We start from the raw sequence: 19,426 nt of genomic DNA, 5'->3' as shown, positions 1-19,426 counted from the left end.
CGCGACGCGGTCAAAGCCCGGCTGCGCGCCGTGCTCGCCCCGACCCGCATCGACGGCGCCTCGGACCTGCCCGGCCGCGAAGACGGCTGGCCGCTGAACACCGCCGTCAACGTCAAGGACCTGTGGGCAGAGGCCGCGCGCGTGCCAGGCGTGCTGCGTGTCAACAACGTGCTGCTGGCCGATGCCCGTGGCACCGCCATCCCCGACGAGCAGGCCCTCTACGGCCTGCAGTTGCCCCGGCTGTTGGGCCTGAGCGTGGAGGCGGGCGACCCCGTCGCCATCGACACCTTGCGCGGTTTGGGCACGGGCGATGGCACCGGTTTCGACGGCACGGGCGATGGCGTGCGCAAGGTCGTGCCGGTGCCCACCGTGCCGCGCGAATGCTGAAGCGAAGAGGCACACCATGATCGACGCCAACGGTGCCCGCTTCGACCTGCTGCTCGGCCGCGCCGACTGGGGCCGCTGCCGCCTGGATGCCCAAGGGCAGCCCACGCTCGCCTCGCTGTGGGACAACCCCGCCATCGACGAAGCCGCCCCGCTGAGCATCGACCCACGTGACGGCCAGCTCATCCTGGCGCGCCGGGTGGGCCGCTTCCCCGCCACGCCCGGCGACCTGCCACCTGATGCAGGCCAGCGCCTGGGTGCCGCTGCCGATGCACAAGGCAACGTCTATGCCATCGTTGAACAGGGCCTGACCATCGAGGTCCGGTCAGCCGGATCGGGCGCCTTGAGCCGCTTCTGGCCACCCGCCACGCCCGACGCAGCCACGGCACCCGATGCCTTGTCCGCATCGACATCGTTCGGCGATTTCGCGTCCAGCGAGCCCGCCGAGCCCCCGGCGCCCCAAGTGCTCAGGGGCCTGGCCGTCACCCACGACCAGCACCTGGTTGCCGCCTTCGAATCGACCCCGGACACGCCTGGCCAGGGTGCGGGCCTGCTGGTGTTCGACCTGCTCGCGGGCGGCCCGCCGATGGTGCTGGGCTGGCCCCAGGGCTGGCCGCTGCAGGCCACCGACATGGCGCCCCGGTGCTGTGGCGGCCTGGCCATCCTCGATGCTTCGCGTCGGCGCGTTTGGCTGCTCGACCGGCGCCTGCGCATGAGCGCCAGCTTCCCGGTCTCGGCAGAGGCGCCATCCGACTTCACCTGGCCCCCCGGCCAATTGCCCCCCACCGACCTCGCAGCCCCGCCGCCCTCCGGGCCACCCTGGTTCGAGCTGCAGGCCGCAGGCGCGTCCGGCGCCGAGCAGCGCCCCATCGCCATCGAGGTCATGCCCGACGGCAGCATCCTGGTGCTCGACGAGGCCGATGCCGAGGGCTTTGCCGTCGTGCACCGCTATGTCGATGGCGTGCACGCGGGCCGCGCCAGCACCAGCGGCATGCTGAGCGTGTTCCCACCGGCCGACGCCGAAGGCTTCCAGTGGCCGGGATTCGACTTCGCGTGGCATGCGCCCGCCGAAGGTGACAGCGCATCGGCCATCCCCCGCTTGATCATCGTCTCGACGGAGGGCAACCAAGGCGTGCTGTTCGAGGTGCTGGTGCAACCCGCCGCGAGCGGCGCGCCTTTGCAACTGGCCGCTCAGCCCGACTACCTGCCCCTCAAGCGCTACCTCGGCATGCCCCTGGTCAGCCTGGGGCGCAGCCTGGTCGAAGGCGACAGCGGCCTGCTCTACCGCAGCCAGACGCATTGGCTGCCACTCGTGGCCCAACGCCGCCCGCGCCACCACCACCGCGCCACGCTGCACACGCCCATCTACGACGCCCGCGAGCCCGGCCACACCTGGCACCGCGTGATGCTCGACGCCTGCGTGCCCGCCGGCTGCAAGCTGGTGGTCGCCAGCCGCTGCAGCGACGACCTGGAGCTGCTGGACAGCCTGCCCTTCACCGACGAGCCTGTGCCCGTGCTGCGCCCGAACGGCAGCGAACTGCCATGGCTGCTGGACGCCCCCGGCTCGCGCACCGATGCGAGCAAGGGCCTGGGCACCTGGGAGACCCTGCTGCAGCGCTGCAAGGGGCGTTGGGTCCAGCTCTCGCTGCGCCTGGAAGGCAACGAGCTGACCACCCCGCGCGTGGCCGCGATGCGCTTGTGGCGCCCGCGCTTTTCGTACCTTGAGCGCTACCTGCCTGCGGTCTACCGCGAAGACGAGGCCTCTGCCGATTTCCTCGACCGCTTCCTGGCCTTGTTCGAAGGCGCTTTCACCACCCTTGAAGACCGCATCGCCACGGCCAGCGCCTTGTTCGACGTGCGCAGCGCCCCCGCCGAAACACTGGACTGGCTGGCCAGCTGGCTCGGCCTGGTGCTCGACCCCGCGCTCGACGAAGCCCGTCGGCGCCAGCTCATCGACCACGCCAGCGCGCTCTTTCAGTACCGGGGCACGCCTCAGGCGGTGCGGTTGGCCACGCAACTGGCGGTCGCCACCACCGTGCTGCCCGAGTCGGAGTTCGCGCTGCCCAAACCCTCGCAGGCGCAACCCTGGGGCGTGCGCGTGATCGAGTCCTTCCTGACCCGCAGCCAGCCGCCAGAGTTGCTGGGCCGCACCGTGGTCAGCGACCAGCCCCGCCTGCTGCAAAACAACGCCCGCTGGTCTTTGAAAGACGGTGCGGCCGGCCTGCAGCAACGCTGGCGCGAATGGCTGCAGGCCAACGGGCACAGCACCACGGCCAACGCCTTCGCCCCGCTGCCCTCGGCCGACGTGCCACTCGACCTGTGGCAAGGCTTCTGCGAGGCGCAACTGGGCGCCGTTCCCAGCCTGGCCATTGACCTCGATGCCGCCTGGCAAGAGCGCCTGCGCCGCCAACCCGATGCCCGACTGCCCGAGCGCCTGCCTCAACGCTGGCCCGATCTGGTCGATGGCGGCGACAACACCAACGCCCTCGCGCTGCAGACCGCCTGGCGCGATTTCATCGCCAAGCTGAACCCGCGCCTGGCCCGACACCTGCGCCGCTGGCAAGCCTTCGTTGCGCGCCGCCACCACGGCATCTCCACCTGGCGCACACGCACTGGCGGCGGCAGCGGCACCACCGGCAACTGGCCCTCGTTCGCGCTGATGGCACCGCCCACCGAGCTGCCCACCGACACGGTGTCGCTGACCGACTGGGCATTGTTCGAGACCCGCCTGGAGCCCATGCAGGCCCGCGCCCACTCGTTCAGCGTGCTGCTGCCGATCTCCGGCCCGGGCAGCGACATCGCCACCTTGCAGCGCGACATGGACCTGGTGCGCCGCGTGGTCTCGCTGGAAAAGCCCGCCCACACCCGTTTCGACATCCAGCCCTACTGGACGCTGTTCCGCCTGGGACAGGTGAGGCTGGGCCTGGACACCCTGCTGGGCGACGGCAGCCGCGACCCGCAACTGGCGCCGGCGATGGTGCTGGGCCAAGGACACATCGGTGCATCGCGAACGGCCAGCCGCCGCGACGTGCCGCCCGACCGGATCTTGCTCGAATGCTGAGCGACAAATGCTGATGGCCCGCGAAGGCCGATGAACACTGGAGGACACCACCATGGGATGCTGCGGACAGACGACGACCATCGGGGCCGGCGTGACCGCCCTGGACACGAACAAGCGGGTCAACTACACCAAGGGCATGCTGCTCGGCGTGGACGACTTCGTGCAGGAGCAGGCCTGGCACATCGCGCGCAGGCATGAACTCGCGCGCGAGCTCATCGGCTACGGCACGGCCCGAGGCCTGACCGTGGGCACGGACGCCAGCGGCGGCACCGTGAAGGTGAGCCCGGGCATCGGCTGGACGCCCTCGGGCACCCCGGTGTGCGTCTCCGACGAACAATGCGCCAACGTCACCGCCTGGCTGCGCAAGCAGGATGCCGCCTTCAAGGCCAGCCTGGGCAGCGGCACCAGCGAGCTGACTGTGCACGTCGTGCTGGCCTACCAGGGCGTGCCCACCGACAAGGTGCCCGTGCCTGGCGAGCCTTGCCGCAGCGAAGACGCGCTCACCGCCAACTCGCGCATCGCCGACTGCTTTGGGCTCACGCTGCGCACGCAGGCCCCGCCGCAGCTCGAAGAAGACGCCATCCGCGACTTCGCCGACTGGCTGGCCCAGGTGCCCGTGGACCTGAGCTCGCCCCCCATGTCGGATGACGACTTCCTGAAAAGCCTGCGCGACGCGGCCGAGGGCTGGCTCACGCCCAGCTCCCCTCCGCCCACCGACTTCATGCTCGGCTCACCGCCCGCGGGCCTGGGCACCACCGATGAGCTGATGCGCGTGGCGCTGCGGCTGTGGGTGACCGAGCTGCGCCCGATCTGGCGCGCCCGCTACGGCTGTGGCCCCAACGCCGTCGCACCGGGCACCGACGACGACGCCATCCTGCTGGCCACGCTCACCTTGAGCGTCGATGGCAGCAACGTGAGCGGTGTCGTCACCGCCATCGACGAAAGCCGCCGCCCGCTGCTGCTGAGCCTGCGCATGCTGCAGGAGCTGATCCTGCAGAACCCCGCGCCGGAGGCCGCCCAGGACGTCACCCCTGCCTTGAGCTTCGGACTCGACCCGGAGGTTGGTGTGCTCAGCGAGTACGCGCGCGCCGACCACAGCCACGGCACCCCCGATCTGCCCGACCTGGCCGGCGACGTGACGGGCGACATCACGGACAACACGGTGGTGGCACTGCGCAACCGGGGCATCGCCGCCACCGCGCCGCAGGTCGGCGACGTGCTGGCGCTGGACAACACGCAGCAGTGGTCGCCCGCGCACCTGCCTGTGGCGTCCACCGCGCTGCCCGCAGGGCTCGCCTTCGGTGGGAGCGGTCTGGTCGGCAACCAGTCCGACTATGCCCGCAGCGACCACGTTCACCCGCTGCCCGCCCTGCCCGAGCTGGCCGGCGACACCCTCGGCCCCATCACCACGAACAAGGTGCGTGCGCTGCAAGGCACGCCGGTGTCCGACACCGCGCCCATCCTTGGCCAGGTGCTGATGTTCCAGGAGGTGCTGCCCTCGGGCCCCGGCCCAACGGGCCGCCCGCGCCGCGTCTGGGTGCCCACCACCTTGCCCACGCCCGAAACGCCCGAGCTGCCGCCATTGGGCGGGGACGTCAGCGGCGACGCCAAGGACAACCAAATCGAGCAGCTGCAAGGCAACAAGGTCTCTGCCGCCGAACCCAAAAAAGGCGACGTGCTGACCTTCGATGGCGAGGCCTGGGTGGCCGCAGCGGGCACCTCCGGCGCCGCCTCCGGTCCCGTCGAGGTGGTGGCAACCGGTGTGGCGCAGGTGCTGATCTCGTCGGGTCAGTTCAAGGCAGGCAATGCAGGTGGCGCCCCCAAGGTCGAGGTGCGTGGCGGCAGCGCCGATGGCCGCGTGGCGCGCATCAGCCTCATCGTTCACGACATCCCGCGAGACGAACACCCCAACCACGGCATCACGGTGCTGCTCACGCCCATCGTCGACGACCCCAAGCGGGCCATCCTGGCCTACGTGAGCAAACCACCCGTGGCCGAAGGCACCACGATCCATTTCGACATCATGATCCTGGGCGTGCAGGAGTTGCCCGACGGCGATCACTTCGTGCAGTTCCAGGTCAGCCGCTTCGCCACCACCGCGTCGAGGCCGGTATGAGCGAGCGCACCCACACCCTGCTGGGCGAAGCCCTCACACGAGACAGCGTTCGCGCGGTCCACTTTTTCAACGGTCGGCTGCTGACGGCGTCCGACCTCTCGCGCGACCAGGCCGCGCGTCGCCAGGCCGATGCGCAGGTCGGTGCCGCGACCGGTTCGGGCATCGCCTGGGGACTGGAAGTCAACGCCGCCGGTCCCGCCTCCGACGCCGACAGCCTGGGTGTGGTCACGATCGAACCTGGTCTGGCGGTGGCCTTGTCGGGCCAGGCCCTCAAGCTGAGCCAGCGCATCAGCCTGTCGCTGATCCAGCCACCTGTCGACACCAGCGACACAGGCGGCCTGACGGGCACGTTCGGCCCCTGTGCAGGCGCCACGGCCAGCACCTACGTCGCAGGCGACGGCCTGCTGCTGCTGACGATCTCGCCCATCGACGTGCCCGAGGGCTTTGCGCCGGTGCTCGCGCTCGAATCGGTCAACACCCGCTGCGCGCGCGACGTCATCGCCGAAGGTGTGCAGCTGAAACTGCTGCCCATCCCGGGCGGCACGCTCACCGGCACCACGGCCACCGCGCTCGCGCAACTGCGCAACCGCATCGCACACGAGTGCCTGGGCTCGACGCTGCTGCGCCAGTCACACCGCCTGCCAGCATCGACCACGCCCCGCGCCACCTCGATCGCGGCCCATGGCCACGGCCTGCTCGACCGCATGCTCGCCGAGCGCAGCCTGGGGCCTTGCGACGTGCCCCTCGCCCTGGTTTGCCTGGTCGGTCGAGAGCTCAAGTTCGTCGATGGCGCCTCGGTGCGCCGCCGCATCGCCGCCCAGACGGCGTCGGTGCAAGGCGCGGCCTGGCTCGGCGAGCGGCTGCAGGGCACGGCCGAGGCCCGCTTCCTGCAGTTTCAGGAGCAACTGGCGGACACGCCCGCCATCGCATCGGCAGCGGCCACGGTGCACCTGAGCTGGCTGCCACCGGCAGGCCTGCTGCCTCCAGGCACCGACTGGCGACGCTTCTTCGCTGACCGCGCGCCCGCACGCGAAACACCCCTGGCCGCGGCGGATGCCCCAGGCGTCCTGCAACGTGCGCTGGCCGAAGACGCCATCGACCTGACGGCCAGCGCCGCCAGCGGACGCGTGCGGGTCTACCAAATCGAAGGCAGTGGCGCGCCCCTGCTGTTCGTGCGCGACAGCCGCAACGTGCAACACTCCGAACGGACCTGGCTGGATGGCGTGCGCAGTGGCATGAGTGGCGTCAGCGATGTGCAGTCCGCCATCGACCAGCTGCGCAGCGGCAGCTGCCTGCACACGGTCATCCACCCGGGCATGTCCGCATCGACCATCCATGCGGCTTTCAAGGCCCTGCAGGGCAGCCAGCGCACGCTCATCAGCTTCGAGCCCGGCGAGTACAAGCTGGGCAAGCCACTGATCCTCAGCCAGGCGGGGCACGTCGAGATCCGGGGGCACCAGGCGCTGCTGCACGAGAGCCAGTCCGCCCGGGTGCTCGTCGTGCGCGACTGCGACAGCCTGGTGCTCGAGGGCCTGAGCCTGGCGGGCGAGGCCAATGGCCGCTTCGGGCGCGACAGCTTGCGAGAGGCCCTGTCCCTGGCCGGTCTGATAGACGACGAGGAAGACGACGGCAAGGCATTGGCCGGTGCCCTGACGGTTCAGGACACGCCCCAGGTTCGGCTGCACGGCGTGAAGGCCGAGGTGGCGGCGGACGATGGCCCGCAAGCCGTCGGCATCGGCATCGCGGACCTGGCATCGATCAAGGCGAAACGCCAGGGCACCCGCATGCACGTCGACATCGGTCACTGCGCCGTCAACGTCGGTGCGAACCAGGGCGGCATCGCCTGCCTGCACGCCCAACGCGCACACCTGCACGACAACGTGTTGAGCGCCGAAGACCCTGGCAAACCCATGCGACACGGCATCGTCATCATCGGCTCGCAAGAAGGTTCGGTGCTGGTCGAGCGCAACCTGGTCGAGGGCACCACCGAGGGCATCGGCATCGACGGCGCCCTGACCGCCCACCTGCGGCAAAACGATGTCCGCACGGACACCAAAATCGGTCGTGAATCGGGCGTGGTGGCCATCGATCTGCAGGGCGAGTACGGCAGCCAGGTGATGCTGCAGGACAACTTCATCGCGGGCGCGGCCACGGGCATCCGCTTTCAACCCACCAACAAGGCCACACGCCGAGTGCTGTGGCTGATCGCCGGCAACGTGGGTGAGCAAGTCGGTCAGTTGCTGGACGTGCAGGGCTCGGCGGACGGCCGCATCACCCAGCGCGACAACATCGAAGCCTGACCATGGACCAGGCCACACGTGTCCAACGGTTGCGGGTGCACGGGCAAGGCCTGAGCGCCAGCCACGCCAGGCAGCACGTGACACGGTGGATGGAGCGGCAGACACCCACGCGCCTGGGCCTGCCCCCCGACGCCATCGTGCTGTTGCGCAGCGTGCGGACACCCTGGTCAGCGCTGCACCCCGACAGCCCGGTGGATGTGCTGGCCGGCCGACTGAGGAGTGCCGTTCGCCCGGCCATGGGCACCTCGCCAGGACCAGGTTGTGAGGCCGTCTGGTTCGCCGACGAGGCCGAGCTGCTGGCCTGCCTGGCGCACGACAGCGTGCAAGGCAGCATCGGGCACCAGTGGTGGTGGCAGACCTGGCTGGGCCGCAGGCCCACTGCCGAAGAGGCGCTGCAGGCTTGGCTGACATCGGCCCGGTCCGCACCGGCGGCGATGGTTCGCCTGAAGGCCATGGGGCCAGGGCTGGCATGGGCCAGGCACATCGGCTCGGCAGGGCGAGTGGCGCTGCTGCAAGCCATCCAGCGGCATCACCCGGTTGCCCAGGGAGTCTCGGCATGGCTGACGCAGGCCCTGGGCAACGCCGAGGTCACGCTCTCATCGCAAGAGGCTGCAGCGGACATGGCGCCGCCACCCCAGACGGGTCCACGCGCAGGGGGTCCGTGGCCTTTCGCCAGTGAGCCCACCCCATCGCACAGGCCTGAAGACCTGCACCGCCTCGATGGGGCATCTCTCCTGCTGGCCTTGTGCACCTTGCTGCACGGGTCTCCCCACCTGGCGCTGGACGCACGTCAGCTGAGGGCACGCTTGACGCCTGCCCCCACGGCACCCGATGAGCGACATGGGCAGGTCAGCCAACACGGTCTCGACTCGCTCCGGCTCCTGGCTGAACAACAGCCCGCTCAGCCACACGCCGCCAGACCACCGTCCCCATCAACAGGCCCGCGCCCCGCACGCCAGGACACCGCGCCCGATCACGCCACCGATCAAGGCCACGGCGAGGCCAAACCGCTCCGACTTGCTGCGCCAAGCCACGGCATGCAAGACGCCAGCGCCACGGGGCCCACGACCACCACCGACATGCCGATGGCGCCGTCGACACCGATCAGCCAGGGCCCAACCACGGCCTCCGCCAGCGCGGCGCCAACCCAGCGCTGCGTGCCCCCCCTTCACATCGTTCGTTCGCACCCGACGCAGACCTCGCTGGGCGGCGTCTTCTTCCTGCTGAACGTGGCGCTGGCCTGGGAGCTTTACGGCGACTTCACCCGCCCCAGGCACGCTTTGCTCAGCGTGTCACCGTGGCAGTTCCTGCACGCGGCGGGCATCGCCTTGTTGGGCCGCTCCTTCGCCAGCGACCCCATCGCTGGCTGGCTGCGCGCCCAATCACCCTTTGGGCGCCCACGCCCAGCTGCCGCACTGGGCGCCGCCCCCTTGGCCTTGCTGCCCGAAGCCGAAGCCCAAAGGCTGCAATCGCCCGACGCCCTCAGGCCTGCGCATGCCCCCTCATCCACAGCACAGCGAACCCCCAGGCGAGCCGACCACGAACTGAGCTGCTGGTGGCCGCTCCTTCGCCATCGCCTGTCCCTGGCGCTGAACCTGCCCGAGGGCGAGGCGGTCGCCACCTGCCTGAAGCTGCCCGCTCGCATCGAACGCCGAGGTGAACGGGTCGATGTGGGCTTTGCCTTGCACCACCTCCCCCTGGCCATTCGGCTGGCTGGGCTGGACCGCAACCCTGGCTGGGTGCCCGCCTCGGGTTGCGACGTGCGCTTTCACTTCGAGGCCTGACCATGCCAGACACCGCTCGCCCCATCGCCCCGACCTTGTCTGCCTGGCGGGTGCGCAGCCTGCTGACGCTGCTGCGGGGTGCATTGCAAAACGGCGAAGAGCTGGGCAGCTGGTTGACGCGCCACCCCGTCTTGCACGGTGTGCTGGACGAGGCCGCGGCACTGGGCCTGAACGACCTGACGCTGGACGAAGCGCTCAACCGCCTCGACCTGGCGCTGGCCCCATCGTCCAGCTTGACGCCAAACGACTCACCCTCAGATGCCGATGCAGGTGGTGTACGCCTGCAGCGACTGGCCCAAGCCCTGTCACTGGGCCCGGATGACCTGGGCATGTGGGTGGCCCTGGCCCTGCCCGAAGACGACCCCCGCCTGGCGCGCTTCATCGACGAGCTGCACGGCGAGGGTGGCTTGCTCACCCGCGCCACCCTGGTGCGCTGCTGGGCCCCCCTGACGGTCGCTCGCGCATTGCAGCGCATGCAGACTGCGAACCTGCTCCAGCCCAGTGCCGCCGAGGCCGCGCAGGCACCAGCCCTGCGCGCTCACCCTGCGCTGTGGGAGCTGGCCTGTGGGCTGCCCCCCTCATCCAGCAGTTGGCTGCATCGCCCCCGGCAAGAGCTGCCCAAGCTGGATGAGCTCATCCTGCCCGATGCATGGCGATCGAGGCTGAGCGCTGCCTTGCCGGCGCCAGCCGCTGCACTCGAGGATGCGCCACCGACGACAGGCCAACGCACTTGCGACAACGAGTCACGTGCTTGCTGGGCCTTGCGCGGCCTGCCCGGCAGCGGCCGGCGCACCCTGGCCGCCGCGCTGGCCCGCCACCAAGGCCAAGGCCTGATCGAAGCCGTGGACCCTGCGCACCTGCCCACCCTGGGCGCCGCCGCCGCGCTGATGGGTGCCATGCCCCTGGTCAGCTTCGAGCCCATGCTCGGTGAGCGCCTGAACTGGCAGCCCCCTGCCGGCTGCGCCGGGCTGATCGTTGCCCGCCTGCCCCAGCATGGTGGCCTGGCGGTGACAGACCGGCCCGTGCACACGCTCGAGCTCGACGCGCCCGACCTCGGCGAGCGCCGCCTGCATTGGCGCCTGGCCTTGTCCAGAGCGCCACACGCCCTGCAAAGCCCCGATGCCATCGAGCCCACCGACGCGTTGCTTGACCTGCGCCTGCCGCGCGGCACCTTGCACCGACTGGCCCGCTCGCTGCCAAGGCCATCCCAGGCCAGCCAGGCAGACGCGGTTGAGCTGCACACCGCCGTTCTGCGCCAACTCGACGAAGCCGGCCGCTTCGCGCTCGATGGCCTCGCGCAGCGCATGCCTGACTTGCACGACGACGAAACCCTGGCCCTGCCCGGCCACGCGCAAGAAGAGTTCGACACCCTGGTGGCCCGCTGCCGCCACCGCGACCGGCTGGCCAGCCTGCTGCCATCGGCCTTCGGTCACAGCGACGGTGTGAAAGCCTTGTTCAAAGGCCCCAGTGGCACCGGCAAGACGCTGGCTGCGCGCCACCTGGCGCGCGCCTTGAGTCGACCGCTCTACCGCGTCGACCTGGCCGCCACGGTGAGCAAGTACATCGGCGAGACCGAGCGCAACCTCGAGCGCGTGTTCGAGGCCGCCGAATCGCTCGACGTGGTGCTGCTGCTCGACGAAGGCGACGCGCTGATGGCCGGCCGCACGCAGGTGGGCAGCGCCACCGACCGCTACGCCAACCTCGAAACCAACTACCTGCTGCAGCGACTGGAGCGCTACCGCGGGGTGATGGTCGTGACCACCAACGCCGCCGACCGCATCGACGCGGCCTTCACGCGGCGCATGGACGCCACGCTCGACTTCCCCCTGCCCGATGCCCTGACCCGATTGGCGTTGTGGCAAGCGCACCTGGGCTCGCTCCAGCATGTGTCGGGTGAAACGCTGGAGCGGGTGGCGCTGCGCTGCCAGCTCTCCGGTGGGCAGATCCGCAACGCAGCCCTGCACGCGGCCCTGCTGGCCATCGAACGCGCGCGCGCCATCGGCCCAGGCGAGTTGCAACAAGCCCTGGAGCGCGAGTACCGCAAAGCCGGTCAGCAATGCCCCTCGCTGGAGCCGCAGGACTGAGGCCATGTCCGCCGTGCTGAGCCCCACCCTCCACCGCCAGGAGACCATTGCGTCACCTGGCGCCGCGCCAGTGTCGTTCCGAGGTGGCCTGAGCGAGGCAGGCCGCGTGCAATGCGCCAGCCTGCACGTGTCCTCGCCCCACGACACCGCCGAGCGCGAAGCCAGCGACGTGGCACGTCGGGTGGTGCAGATGCCGTCACCCTCAACGGCCAGTCCGCAAACCTCCTCACCCGCAGGACGCGTCTCGCTTTCGCGCGTCGCTTCGCCGCGCCTGCTCTCGCGCGCATCGGCACCCAGTGCAGGGGCCGCGCTCATCCAGCGCGAAGGCCAAGGCGACGCTGCGGTCGATGGCCCCACCACGGCTCGCATCCAGGCCAGCCGTGGCGGCGGCCAGCCCCTGTCGGTACCTCTGCGTCGCTTCATGGAGCCCCGCTTCGGCGCCGATTTCTCGCGCGTGCGCATCCACACCGACGGCCAGGCCCAGCGGCTCTCGCAGCGTCTCAACGCCAAAGCCTTCACCACCGGCCGCGACATCTACTTCAATGCCGGCCAGTACGCGCCCGACACCGCAGAGGGTCGCGAGCTCATCGCGCACGAACTCGCCCACACCATCCAGCAAGGTGAATCGCCCCGCGCGGCGGTTCAGCGCAGCGAACTCAGCCCCGCTGGCCCCACACCCGCTGAGCAGCTCAGCCCGGCAAGCGGCAACGTGGTGCACCGCCTGGGCCTGTCGGACATCCTCGACGGCTTGGCCGAGCTGGCCGCCAACGTGCCCGGCTACACCCTGCTGACGCTGATCATCGGTCGCAACCCCATCAACATGCGCGTGGTCGAGCGCAACGTGGTCAACATCCTGCGCGCCTTCATCGGCCTGATCCCGGGTGGCGAGCTCATGTTCCAGGTGCTGCAGCGCCAGGGCATCGTCACCCGCGTGGCCGATTGGGTCGGCGTGCAGACTGCCGCGCTGGGCCTGAACTTCCAGACCATCCGCGACGCCTTCACTCGCTTCACCGACTCGCTGAGCTGGACGGACATCTTCAGCCCTGGCGATGTGTGGCGGCGCGCGCGGGCCACCTTCACGCCGCTCATCGACCGCGTCACAGGCTTCATCGGCAACCTCATCACCCAGGCCATCACCTGGCTGAAAGAGACCTTCATGACCCCGCTGTCGGACTTCTGTCGGCAGATCCCGGGCTACGGCCTGGTCACGGTGCTGCTGGGCCGCGACCCCTTCACCGGCGCCGCCGTGCCGCGCACCGCCATGAACGTGGTGCGGGCCTTCGCCGAGTTCATCCCCGGAGGCACCGAGAAGGTCGATCAGCTTGTGCAGTCGGGCGCGCTGGAGCGGGCCTACGCCTGGTTCCAGCAGGAAACCGGCTCGCGCAACCTCACGTGGAGCCGCGTGGCGGGCACCTTCACCGCCGCCTGGGCTTCGCTGCAGCTGTCGGACGTGCTGCACCCGATCGAGACCATCCAGCGCATCGTCGGCCAGTTCCGCCCCCTGATGAGCGACCTGGTGGGCTTCGCCGGCGCAGCGCTGATGAAGCTGCTCGAACTCATCTACGAAGCGGCGATGGGCGCGGGCGGCCGGCGCATCCTGAGCATCCTCACGCGGATGCGCGCCACCTTCGTGACCATCATCCAGAACCCGGTGGGCTTCCTGCGCAACCTGCTCGGCGCAGTGGGCCGGGGCGTGCGCCAGTTCATGACCCGCATCCTCACCCACCTGCGCGACGGCGTCATCGCCTGGCTGACCGGGCCGGTGGCGCGCGCCGGCATCCAGATGCCCGAGCGCTGGGACCTGCAAGGCATCATCTGGTTCGTGCTGCAGATCCTGGGCTTGAGCTGGCAGCGCGTGCGCCAAAAACTCGTCACGCTGATCGGCGAGCCGGCCATGGCGGCCATGGAGCGCGGCCTGCAGTTCATCCGCGACGTGCGCGACCGCGGCCTGGTCGCCACGCTGCGCGAGCGCGTCAGCGAGTTCTTCGGCAACCTGCGAGAGTCGGCCCTGGGTGCCATCAAGGGCTTCATCCAGCAGCGCCTGGTGCAGGCGGGCATCCAGCAGTTGCTGTCCTTGCTCAGCCCGGTGGGCGCGGTCATCCAGGCCATCATCAAGACCTACACCACCATCCAGTTCTTCATCCAGCGCATCAACCAGATCATGGACCTGGTCGAGTCCATCCTCGACTCGGTCTCGGCCATCGCGTCGGGTGCCATCGGCTCGGCCGCCAACTTCGTCGAGCGCACGATGGCGCGCACCATCCCCGTCATCCTCGACTTCCTGGCGCGCTTCATCGGCCTGGGCGACGTGGGCGCGCAGGTGCAGACCACCATCCGCAACCTGCAAGGCGGCGTGGACCGCATGCTGGACCGGGCGGTCGAATGGATCAGGCAACAGGCAGTCCGCCTGGGCGGTGCCATCGTGAGCGGAGCCCGATCGGTCGCAGGTCGCATTGGGGCCTGGTGGCAAGGCATGCGACAGGGATTCCAGGACGAACGTGGGGCGGAGCACAGTGTCTACATGGGTGACCAGCCTGAGCGCCCCCAACTGATCGTCGCGAGCAACCCGGAAGAGGCCGGCCGCTTCCTCACGCGCCGCGAAAGCGAGTTGAACGGAACCCCTGGCACAAGTCCAGAGAAGGCCGCCAAGTTGCAGGCCATTCGAGATGCGCGAGCGGTCATCCAGCTGATCAACAACCTGGTCAACACCCGCCGGGCCACCGCTGCAGCCCCGGCCGACAACCGCCCTCATCAACAGCAACTGACCGGGCACATGGTGACCTTGAGAACGCACTTGAGAACGGTCGGCTTTGGATCCACCCCACCCGTTCAACCGTTCACCGTCACCCCCGCGTTCTCCGGCAGCCGAGGCAGCACGATCCGGATGGAGGGCTACATGCACCGCGCCAGCCCACGAGGCGAAGAGGCCGGCGTCTACACCCGAGCCGGAGGTACCTTGCAAGGCGCCTTGCCGATGCTGTCGGGCTGGGGCATTCGCAACCGCTGGGTGGCCTACCACCTCCTCAACGAGGGCCTGGGCGGGCGAGCCGTGGAGTCCAACTTGATCCCCGCGCACGCCGATGACAATGCGCACTTCAGCGACAACCTCGAGCAGCACCTGCGCGGCATCGCTGGCGTGAGCAGTGGCGCAGGCGCCCCCAGGCCAGTGTGGATGACCGTCACCGCCACGCCACTGGACAACCGATTCTTCTCTGCTGTGAGAGCCCAAGGAGGTCCCATGGAAGCACAGCGCGATCGCTGGGCACCCGTGACACGGGGTCCCGAGGTCAAGACCTACTCGCACACCCTGACGCAACCTCAGCGCAACACCATCGCGATCAACCAACTGCGGACACTGACGCCGCCCCAGCGCGCCGAAATACTGGCTCACGCCGCCGTTGACAACACCACCATCAACCACGTGCTGCAGGTCACGAGCGGCAGCATCTCCAGTCTCGGCGTCATCGTCCACCTGATCGAAAGCAACCCCAACTGGGTCGCCGGAGACAAGACCCGGCGCCTCAACCAAGTCAACCGAGCGTCATGGTCTTTCGACTGAGCACCTGCGACCTGATCCCTGACAGCCAGGCCCGGTCTGAAGGACTGGCGAACTGGCGTGATCGCCATGCGGGCGAGTCCATCATCGTCTGCGGCTGCGGCAGCTCCCTCACCCCCGAGGTGGCGCAACTGGGTCTGACCACGATCGGCGTCAACGACGTCGGCCGCCTGTTCGATCCGACCTACCTGGTCGTTCTCAACCCGGCGCGGCAGTTCAAGGGTGACCGCTTCAACTTCGTGAGGCAATCGCGGGCACAAGCCTTGTTCACACAGTTGGACCTGAGCCCGGTGGCGCCGCCGGTGGTGCGCTTTCAACTCGGTCGCCACGGCGGCACCGAGATCGGCCAGCAAGCCGTGCTGCACCACACGCAAAACTCGCCCTACCTGGCGGTGTGCCTGGCCGCATGGATGGGCGCCAGGCGCATCGGCCTGATCGGCGTGGACTTCACTGATCACCATTTCTTCGCCCGCACAGGCAGGCACCCGCTGAGCGCCAGGCTGCAACGCATCGACGAGGAGTACGCACGGCTGGCCGATGCTTTTCAGTGCCAGGGCATCGAGCTGTTCAACCTCAGCCCTGTGAGCAGGCTGCAGGGGCTGCGCCGCATGTCGGCGCTCGATTTCGCGGCCGGCTCGAGGCCAGCCGCCCTGCTGCAAGCACGCGCCCAAGCGACCGAAAACCCGATCGCGCCGGTCACGCCGATCGCATCGGTCACACCTCAGGCGCAGCCGACCACATCGCTGCAACCAGCTCCCCGAACGGCCCGGGTGTTCGTCGTCACCTACCGCTTCGTGACCTGCGGCGACGTGTTCTCAGACGGCCTGCGCCACGCCGCGCACCAACTCGGCATCGCCCACGCCGAAGCCGACTGCCTGGACCCGCGCCTGCCAGAAAAAATCGCGGCCTTCGCCCCAGACCTCGTTCTGGTGGTGCATGGCCGGCGCTTTGCACAGCGTTGGGGCCGGCGCCTGGCCAGGTGGCACACCGCTGTCTGGTTGGTCGATGAGCCCTACGAGGTCGATGACACATCGAGCTGGTCGCACCACTTCGACACCGTGTTTGTCAACGACCCGGGCACGCTGGCGCGACACGAGCGCCCAGGCACCACCGCACACCACCTGCCCATGGCGCACGACCCGGTGCATTGCCACGATGCGACCGAGCGCGTGAGCGCAACAGACGCTGTCACCGCTGAGGTTGGCCTGCCACGTCGCCACCGCGTGGGCTTCATCGGCGGAGCCAACCCCAGCCGCGAACGCATGCTGCTGCGCCTGGCCGAAGCCGGCCTGCTGAGCTACGTGGTAGGCGGACCCTGGCACTCGCCCGTGCTCAGGCGCCTGTGCCTGGCCCAGCGCGTGGCGCACCAGCGCACGGCCGAGCTCTACCGCCAGACCTATCTGGTGCTGCACATCTACCGCGACCAGCACCACTTCAACGCGCAAGGCACCCGCGAGCAATCGCCCAGCCCGCGCACTTTCGAGGCGCTGGCCTGCGGGGCCTTGGTGGTCTCGGAACGCCGCGATGGCGTGCTCACCACCTTCCCCGAGTTGCCCGTGTTCGATCACGAAGACGAGCTGGTGCCGCTGGTGCAGCGCCTGCTGGACGACGCCGGAGAGCGCGAGAGGCGGCTGCGCGCTTGTCAGCAAACCCTCGGGCAACACCGCTACGCGGACCGACTGGCTCAGGCCCTGGCGCTGTCCGTGGGCATCGCCGTGCCAGGTGAGCGGCCAGCGGCCTTGGGCCCAGACACTGGTCGATCTGCCCCGCTCAAGCCAACGCAGCAACTTCGCCCGACCTCTCGCCCCCCAATCTCTCGCCCCCCGACACCCGAACGTCGGCAGGACCTGACCCGCCCCGCACCTTCTGCGTTGCCACCCCTCGTCGCTGCCCCTCGCCGGCACCTGATGTACCACCTGTGGCCCGTCAAGGGCGAGACCTGGCGCTGGAACGTCGAGTTGCTGCTGCAACGCATCGACCTGTTCAACGGCCGCCGCCTGGTGGCCATCGTCACGGACGAACGCACAGAAGACCTCGCCAGCGTGCAAGCCGCTTTCGCAGGCCATGGCGTCGAGTTCATCGTGCGCCCCAACGCACAAGGCGGCGAGTCCATCACCTTCCCGCTGATGCTGGCCGAACTGGCGCGCGAGCACCGTGACGACGTGGCCTTCTACGCCCACGCCAAAGGCGTGAAGTACGAGCCCACCTGGCCGCCCGCCGTCAAGCGCTGGGCCGAGGTGCAGATGGCCGTGACGCTGGACCACTGGCCCACCATCCGCGCGCAGCTTGACCAGCACGCGATGACCGGCCTGCTGCGCCGCCCCGGCCGCTTCGCCAACCACCAGCACGTCGGCGACTGGCACTACAGCGGCACCTGTTTCTGGTTCCGCCACGACGCCGTCTTCCAGCGCGCCTGGCAGGACGTGCCCGCTTTTTATGGTGGCGTCGAGGCCTGGCCCGGCATGCTGTTCACCCAGCAGGAAACCGGCTGCCTGCTGCTCGACCAGTTGCGCGAGTTGCCCTACCGAGAACGCTTCTGGGCCACACGCGGCAACCCGGCTTTCGAGCGCTGGCGGCGCAGCCTCAAGCCCGTGCCCCCACCGGCTGACCTGCTCAAGCCATCGGCGTTCGAGGGCCACCACGAGCCCCGTCTGGAGCAACACCCGCAAGAGTTCGGCTGGTGGCTCGATCAGCTCATGAACGACCGCCCCCGTCACCTGCTGATCATCGGCGACGGCCAGGACGGCGTGGCTTGGCACGTGCAGCGCGTGGCGACCGAGCGCGGCTTGGCCCTGCAGGTCCATCGCTTGCCCACCCAAGCCGACGCCGATGTCCGCCAAGCAGCGATGGCAGCCCTGCCCGAGCAGGTCGATGCCGTGTTCATCGATGGCCTGCACGGCGACGCCGACTGCGAGGCCGACGTGCAACTGGCCTTGCGCCTGGGGGCGCGCCACATTGCCCTGCACGACATCGTCGATTCCGACTGGCACGCGGCTTCGCGTTGCTGCGTCAGCCGGGTGTGGACCCGCTGGAAGGCCCGCCTGCCGCATGAAGCATGCATTGCCAACGTGCCCACTGGGGCCCCCACCTGGGGCGGCATCGGTGTCCTGCGCCCCCCTGTTGGCAAAATCCCCGGGTAGATCATATACTCCCAAGGGTATCAAGCCTCACCCTGCGTGGAGACCCGCCATGGACCTGTCCGTTTTCCTGCCGCCGCTGGCTGGCGGCCTGCTGATCGGCGCTGCCTCGGTGCTGCTGCTCATTGGCCTGGGACGCATCGCCGGCATCAGTGGCATCGCCTTCGGCCTGATGGACCGCCCGAACTGGAACAGCGCCAACCTCTGGCGCGCTGGCTTTGTGCTTGGGCTGGTGGCCGCGGGCTGGGTGTGGACGCAATGGACCGGACAACCCTCGCAGCCTGAGCGGGCCAGCAACGTGCCGTTGCTGATCGCATCCGGCTTGCTGGTGGGGTTCGGCACCTCGCTGGGCAGCGGTTGCACCAGCGGGCATGGCGTGTGTGGACTGGGCCGCTTGTCGCTGCGATCGCTCGCGGCCGTGGCCACCTTCATGCTGACCGCCGGGCTCACGGTGTTCGCGATGCGCCACTTGCTGACTTGAACGCCGCCGAACCAGCCAACCGCCCGCTTCAACGGAGTCCCCCATGACCCGCCACCCGCATCCCACCAACGCCCACCCCTGGCACGGCTTCCTCATTGCCCTGGGCACGGGCCTGTTCTTTGGCTGGGGTCTGTCGCTCTCGGGCATGACCGACCCGCTCACGGTGCAGGCCTTCCTCGACGTGGCCGGTGCCTGGAACCCGGCATTGGCCTTCGTCATGGGCGGCGCCGTGCTGGTGAGCTTGGTGGGCTTTCAATGGCTGCTGAAAAAGCGCCAGGCCCCGGTCTGCGACGCGGTGTTTCACCTGCCGCAGAACAAGGCCATTGACCGGCGCTTGCTGGGCGGCGCCGCGCTGTTCGGCATCGGCTGGGGCCTGGCCGGCTACTGCCCGGGCCCCGCGCTGACCAGCCTGCTGGCCGGCAACACCGAGGTGTGGGTGTTCGTGCCAGCCATGCTGGCGGGCGCCTGGCTGCAAAAGCAGACCAACCGCCCGCGCTGAACAGGCAGGGGGCACGAGCCCTCC

The 19,426-nt window shown here is 69.4% G+C and carries 10 protein-coding genes; all 10 read left to right on the top strand.

The window, feature by feature from the left end:
• A partial coding sequence (locus ABG80_RS22395) for a hypothetical protein (RefSeq protein WP_058086446.1) occupies positions 1–387 on the top strand: 387 nt, incomplete at its 5' end.
• 16 nt (positions 388–403) lie between these two features.
• A complete protein-coding gene (locus ABG80_RS03845) occupies positions 404–3,445 on the top strand; it encodes a phage tail protein (protein ID WP_058086445.1) in 3,042 nt (1,013 codons plus the stop codon).
• 52 nt (positions 3,446–3,497) lie between these two features.
• The gene (locus tag ABG80_RS03840; RefSeq protein ID WP_058086444.1) at positions 3,498–5,561 is read left to right on the top strand and encodes a hypothetical protein; all 2,064 of its coding nucleotides are present in this window, start codon (positions 3,498–3,500) and stop codon (positions 5,559–5,561) included.
• Positions 5,558–7,861 carry a hypothetical protein gene (locus ABG80_RS03835; protein WP_058086443.1) on the top strand — a complete coding sequence of 768 codons (2,304 nt, stop codon included), beginning with the start codon at positions 5,558–5,560 and terminating at the stop codon, positions 7,859–7,861. Before ABG80_RS03840 ends, ABG80_RS03835 begins: the two co-directional genes overlap by 4 nt.
• A 2-nt stretch (positions 7,862–7,863) precedes the next feature.
• A complete protein-coding gene (locus ABG80_RS03830; protein WP_058086442.1) occupies positions 7,864–9,645 on the top strand; it encodes a hypothetical protein in 1,782 nt (593 codons plus the stop codon).
• Between the two features lie 2 nt (positions 9,646–9,647).
• Positions 9,648–11,729: an AAA family ATPase gene (locus tag ABG80_RS03825; protein ID WP_058086441.1), complete on the top strand. Its 2,082-nt coding sequence runs from the start codon at positions 9,648–9,650 to the stop codon at positions 11,727–11,729.
• A 4-nt stretch (positions 11,730–11,733) separates the two neighbouring features.
• Positions 11,734–15,288: an eCIS core domain-containing protein gene (locus ABG80_RS03820; RefSeq protein ID WP_058086440.1), complete on the top strand. Its 3,555-nt coding sequence runs from the start codon at positions 11,734–11,736 to the stop codon at positions 15,286–15,288.
• On the top strand, positions 15,273–18,425 hold the full coding sequence (locus tag ABG80_RS03815) for a glycosyltransferase family protein (protein ID WP_058086439.1): 3,153 nt from the start codon (positions 15,273–15,275) through the stop codon (positions 18,423–18,425). Before ABG80_RS03820 ends, ABG80_RS03815 begins: the two co-directional genes overlap by 16 nt.
• A gap of 49 nt (positions 18,426–18,474) precedes the next feature.
• Positions 18,475–18,903 (top strand): YeeE/YedE family protein, encoded by a 429-nt coding sequence (locus ABG80_RS03810; RefSeq protein ID WP_058086438.1) that lies wholly within the window; start codon positions 18,475–18,477, stop codon positions 18,901–18,903.
• Positions 18,904–18,946: 43 nt separating this feature from the next.
• Positions 18,947–19,402, top strand: a complete 456-nt coding sequence (locus tag ABG80_RS03805; protein WP_058086437.1) for a YeeE/YedE family protein — start codon at positions 18,947–18,949, stop codon at positions 19,400–19,402.
• Positions 19,403–19,426 lie beyond the last annotated feature (24 nt).

It is taken from the genome of Aquabacterium parvum (genome assembly GCF_001447195.1).
In the GTDB taxonomy this organism is placed as follows: domain Bacteria; phylum Pseudomonadota; class Gammaproteobacteria; order Burkholderiales; family Burkholderiaceae_C; genus Aquabacterium; species Aquabacterium parvum.
This window is presented reverse-complemented; position numbering and strand designations above follow the sequence as displayed.

Coding starts and splice junctions, on each gene's coding strand:
- ABG80_RS03830 (WP_058086442.1), top strand. CDS start 7,864: ATGGACCAGGCCACACGTGTCCAACGGTTGCGGGTGCACGGGCAAGGC.
- ABG80_RS03815 (WP_058086439.1), top strand. CDS start 15,273: ATGGTCTTTCGACTGAGCACCTGCGACCTGATCCCTGACAGCCAGGCC.
- ABG80_RS03825 (WP_058086441.1), top strand. CDS start 9,648: ATGCCAGACACCGCTCGCCCCATCGCCCCGACCTTGTCTGCCTGGCGG.
- ABG80_RS03835 (WP_058086443.1), top strand. CDS start 5,558: ATGAGCGAGCGCACCCACACCCTGCTGGGCGAAGCCCTCACACGAGAC.
- ABG80_RS03805 (WP_058086437.1), top strand. CDS start 18,947: ATGACCCGCCACCCGCATCCCACCAACGCCCACCCCTGGCACGGCTTC.
- ABG80_RS03820 (WP_058086440.1), top strand. CDS start 11,734: ATGTCCGCCGTGCTGAGCCCCACCCTCCACCGCCAGGAGACCATTGCG.
- ABG80_RS03845 (WP_058086445.1), top strand. CDS start 404: ATGATCGACGCCAACGGTGCCCGCTTCGACCTGCTGCTCGGCCGCGCC.
- ABG80_RS03810 (WP_058086438.1), top strand. CDS start 18,475: ATGGACCTGTCCGTTTTCCTGCCGCCGCTGGCTGGCGGCCTGCTGATC.
- ABG80_RS03840 (WP_058086444.1), top strand. CDS start 3,498: ATGGGATGCTGCGGACAGACGACGACCATCGGGGCCGGCGTGACCGCC.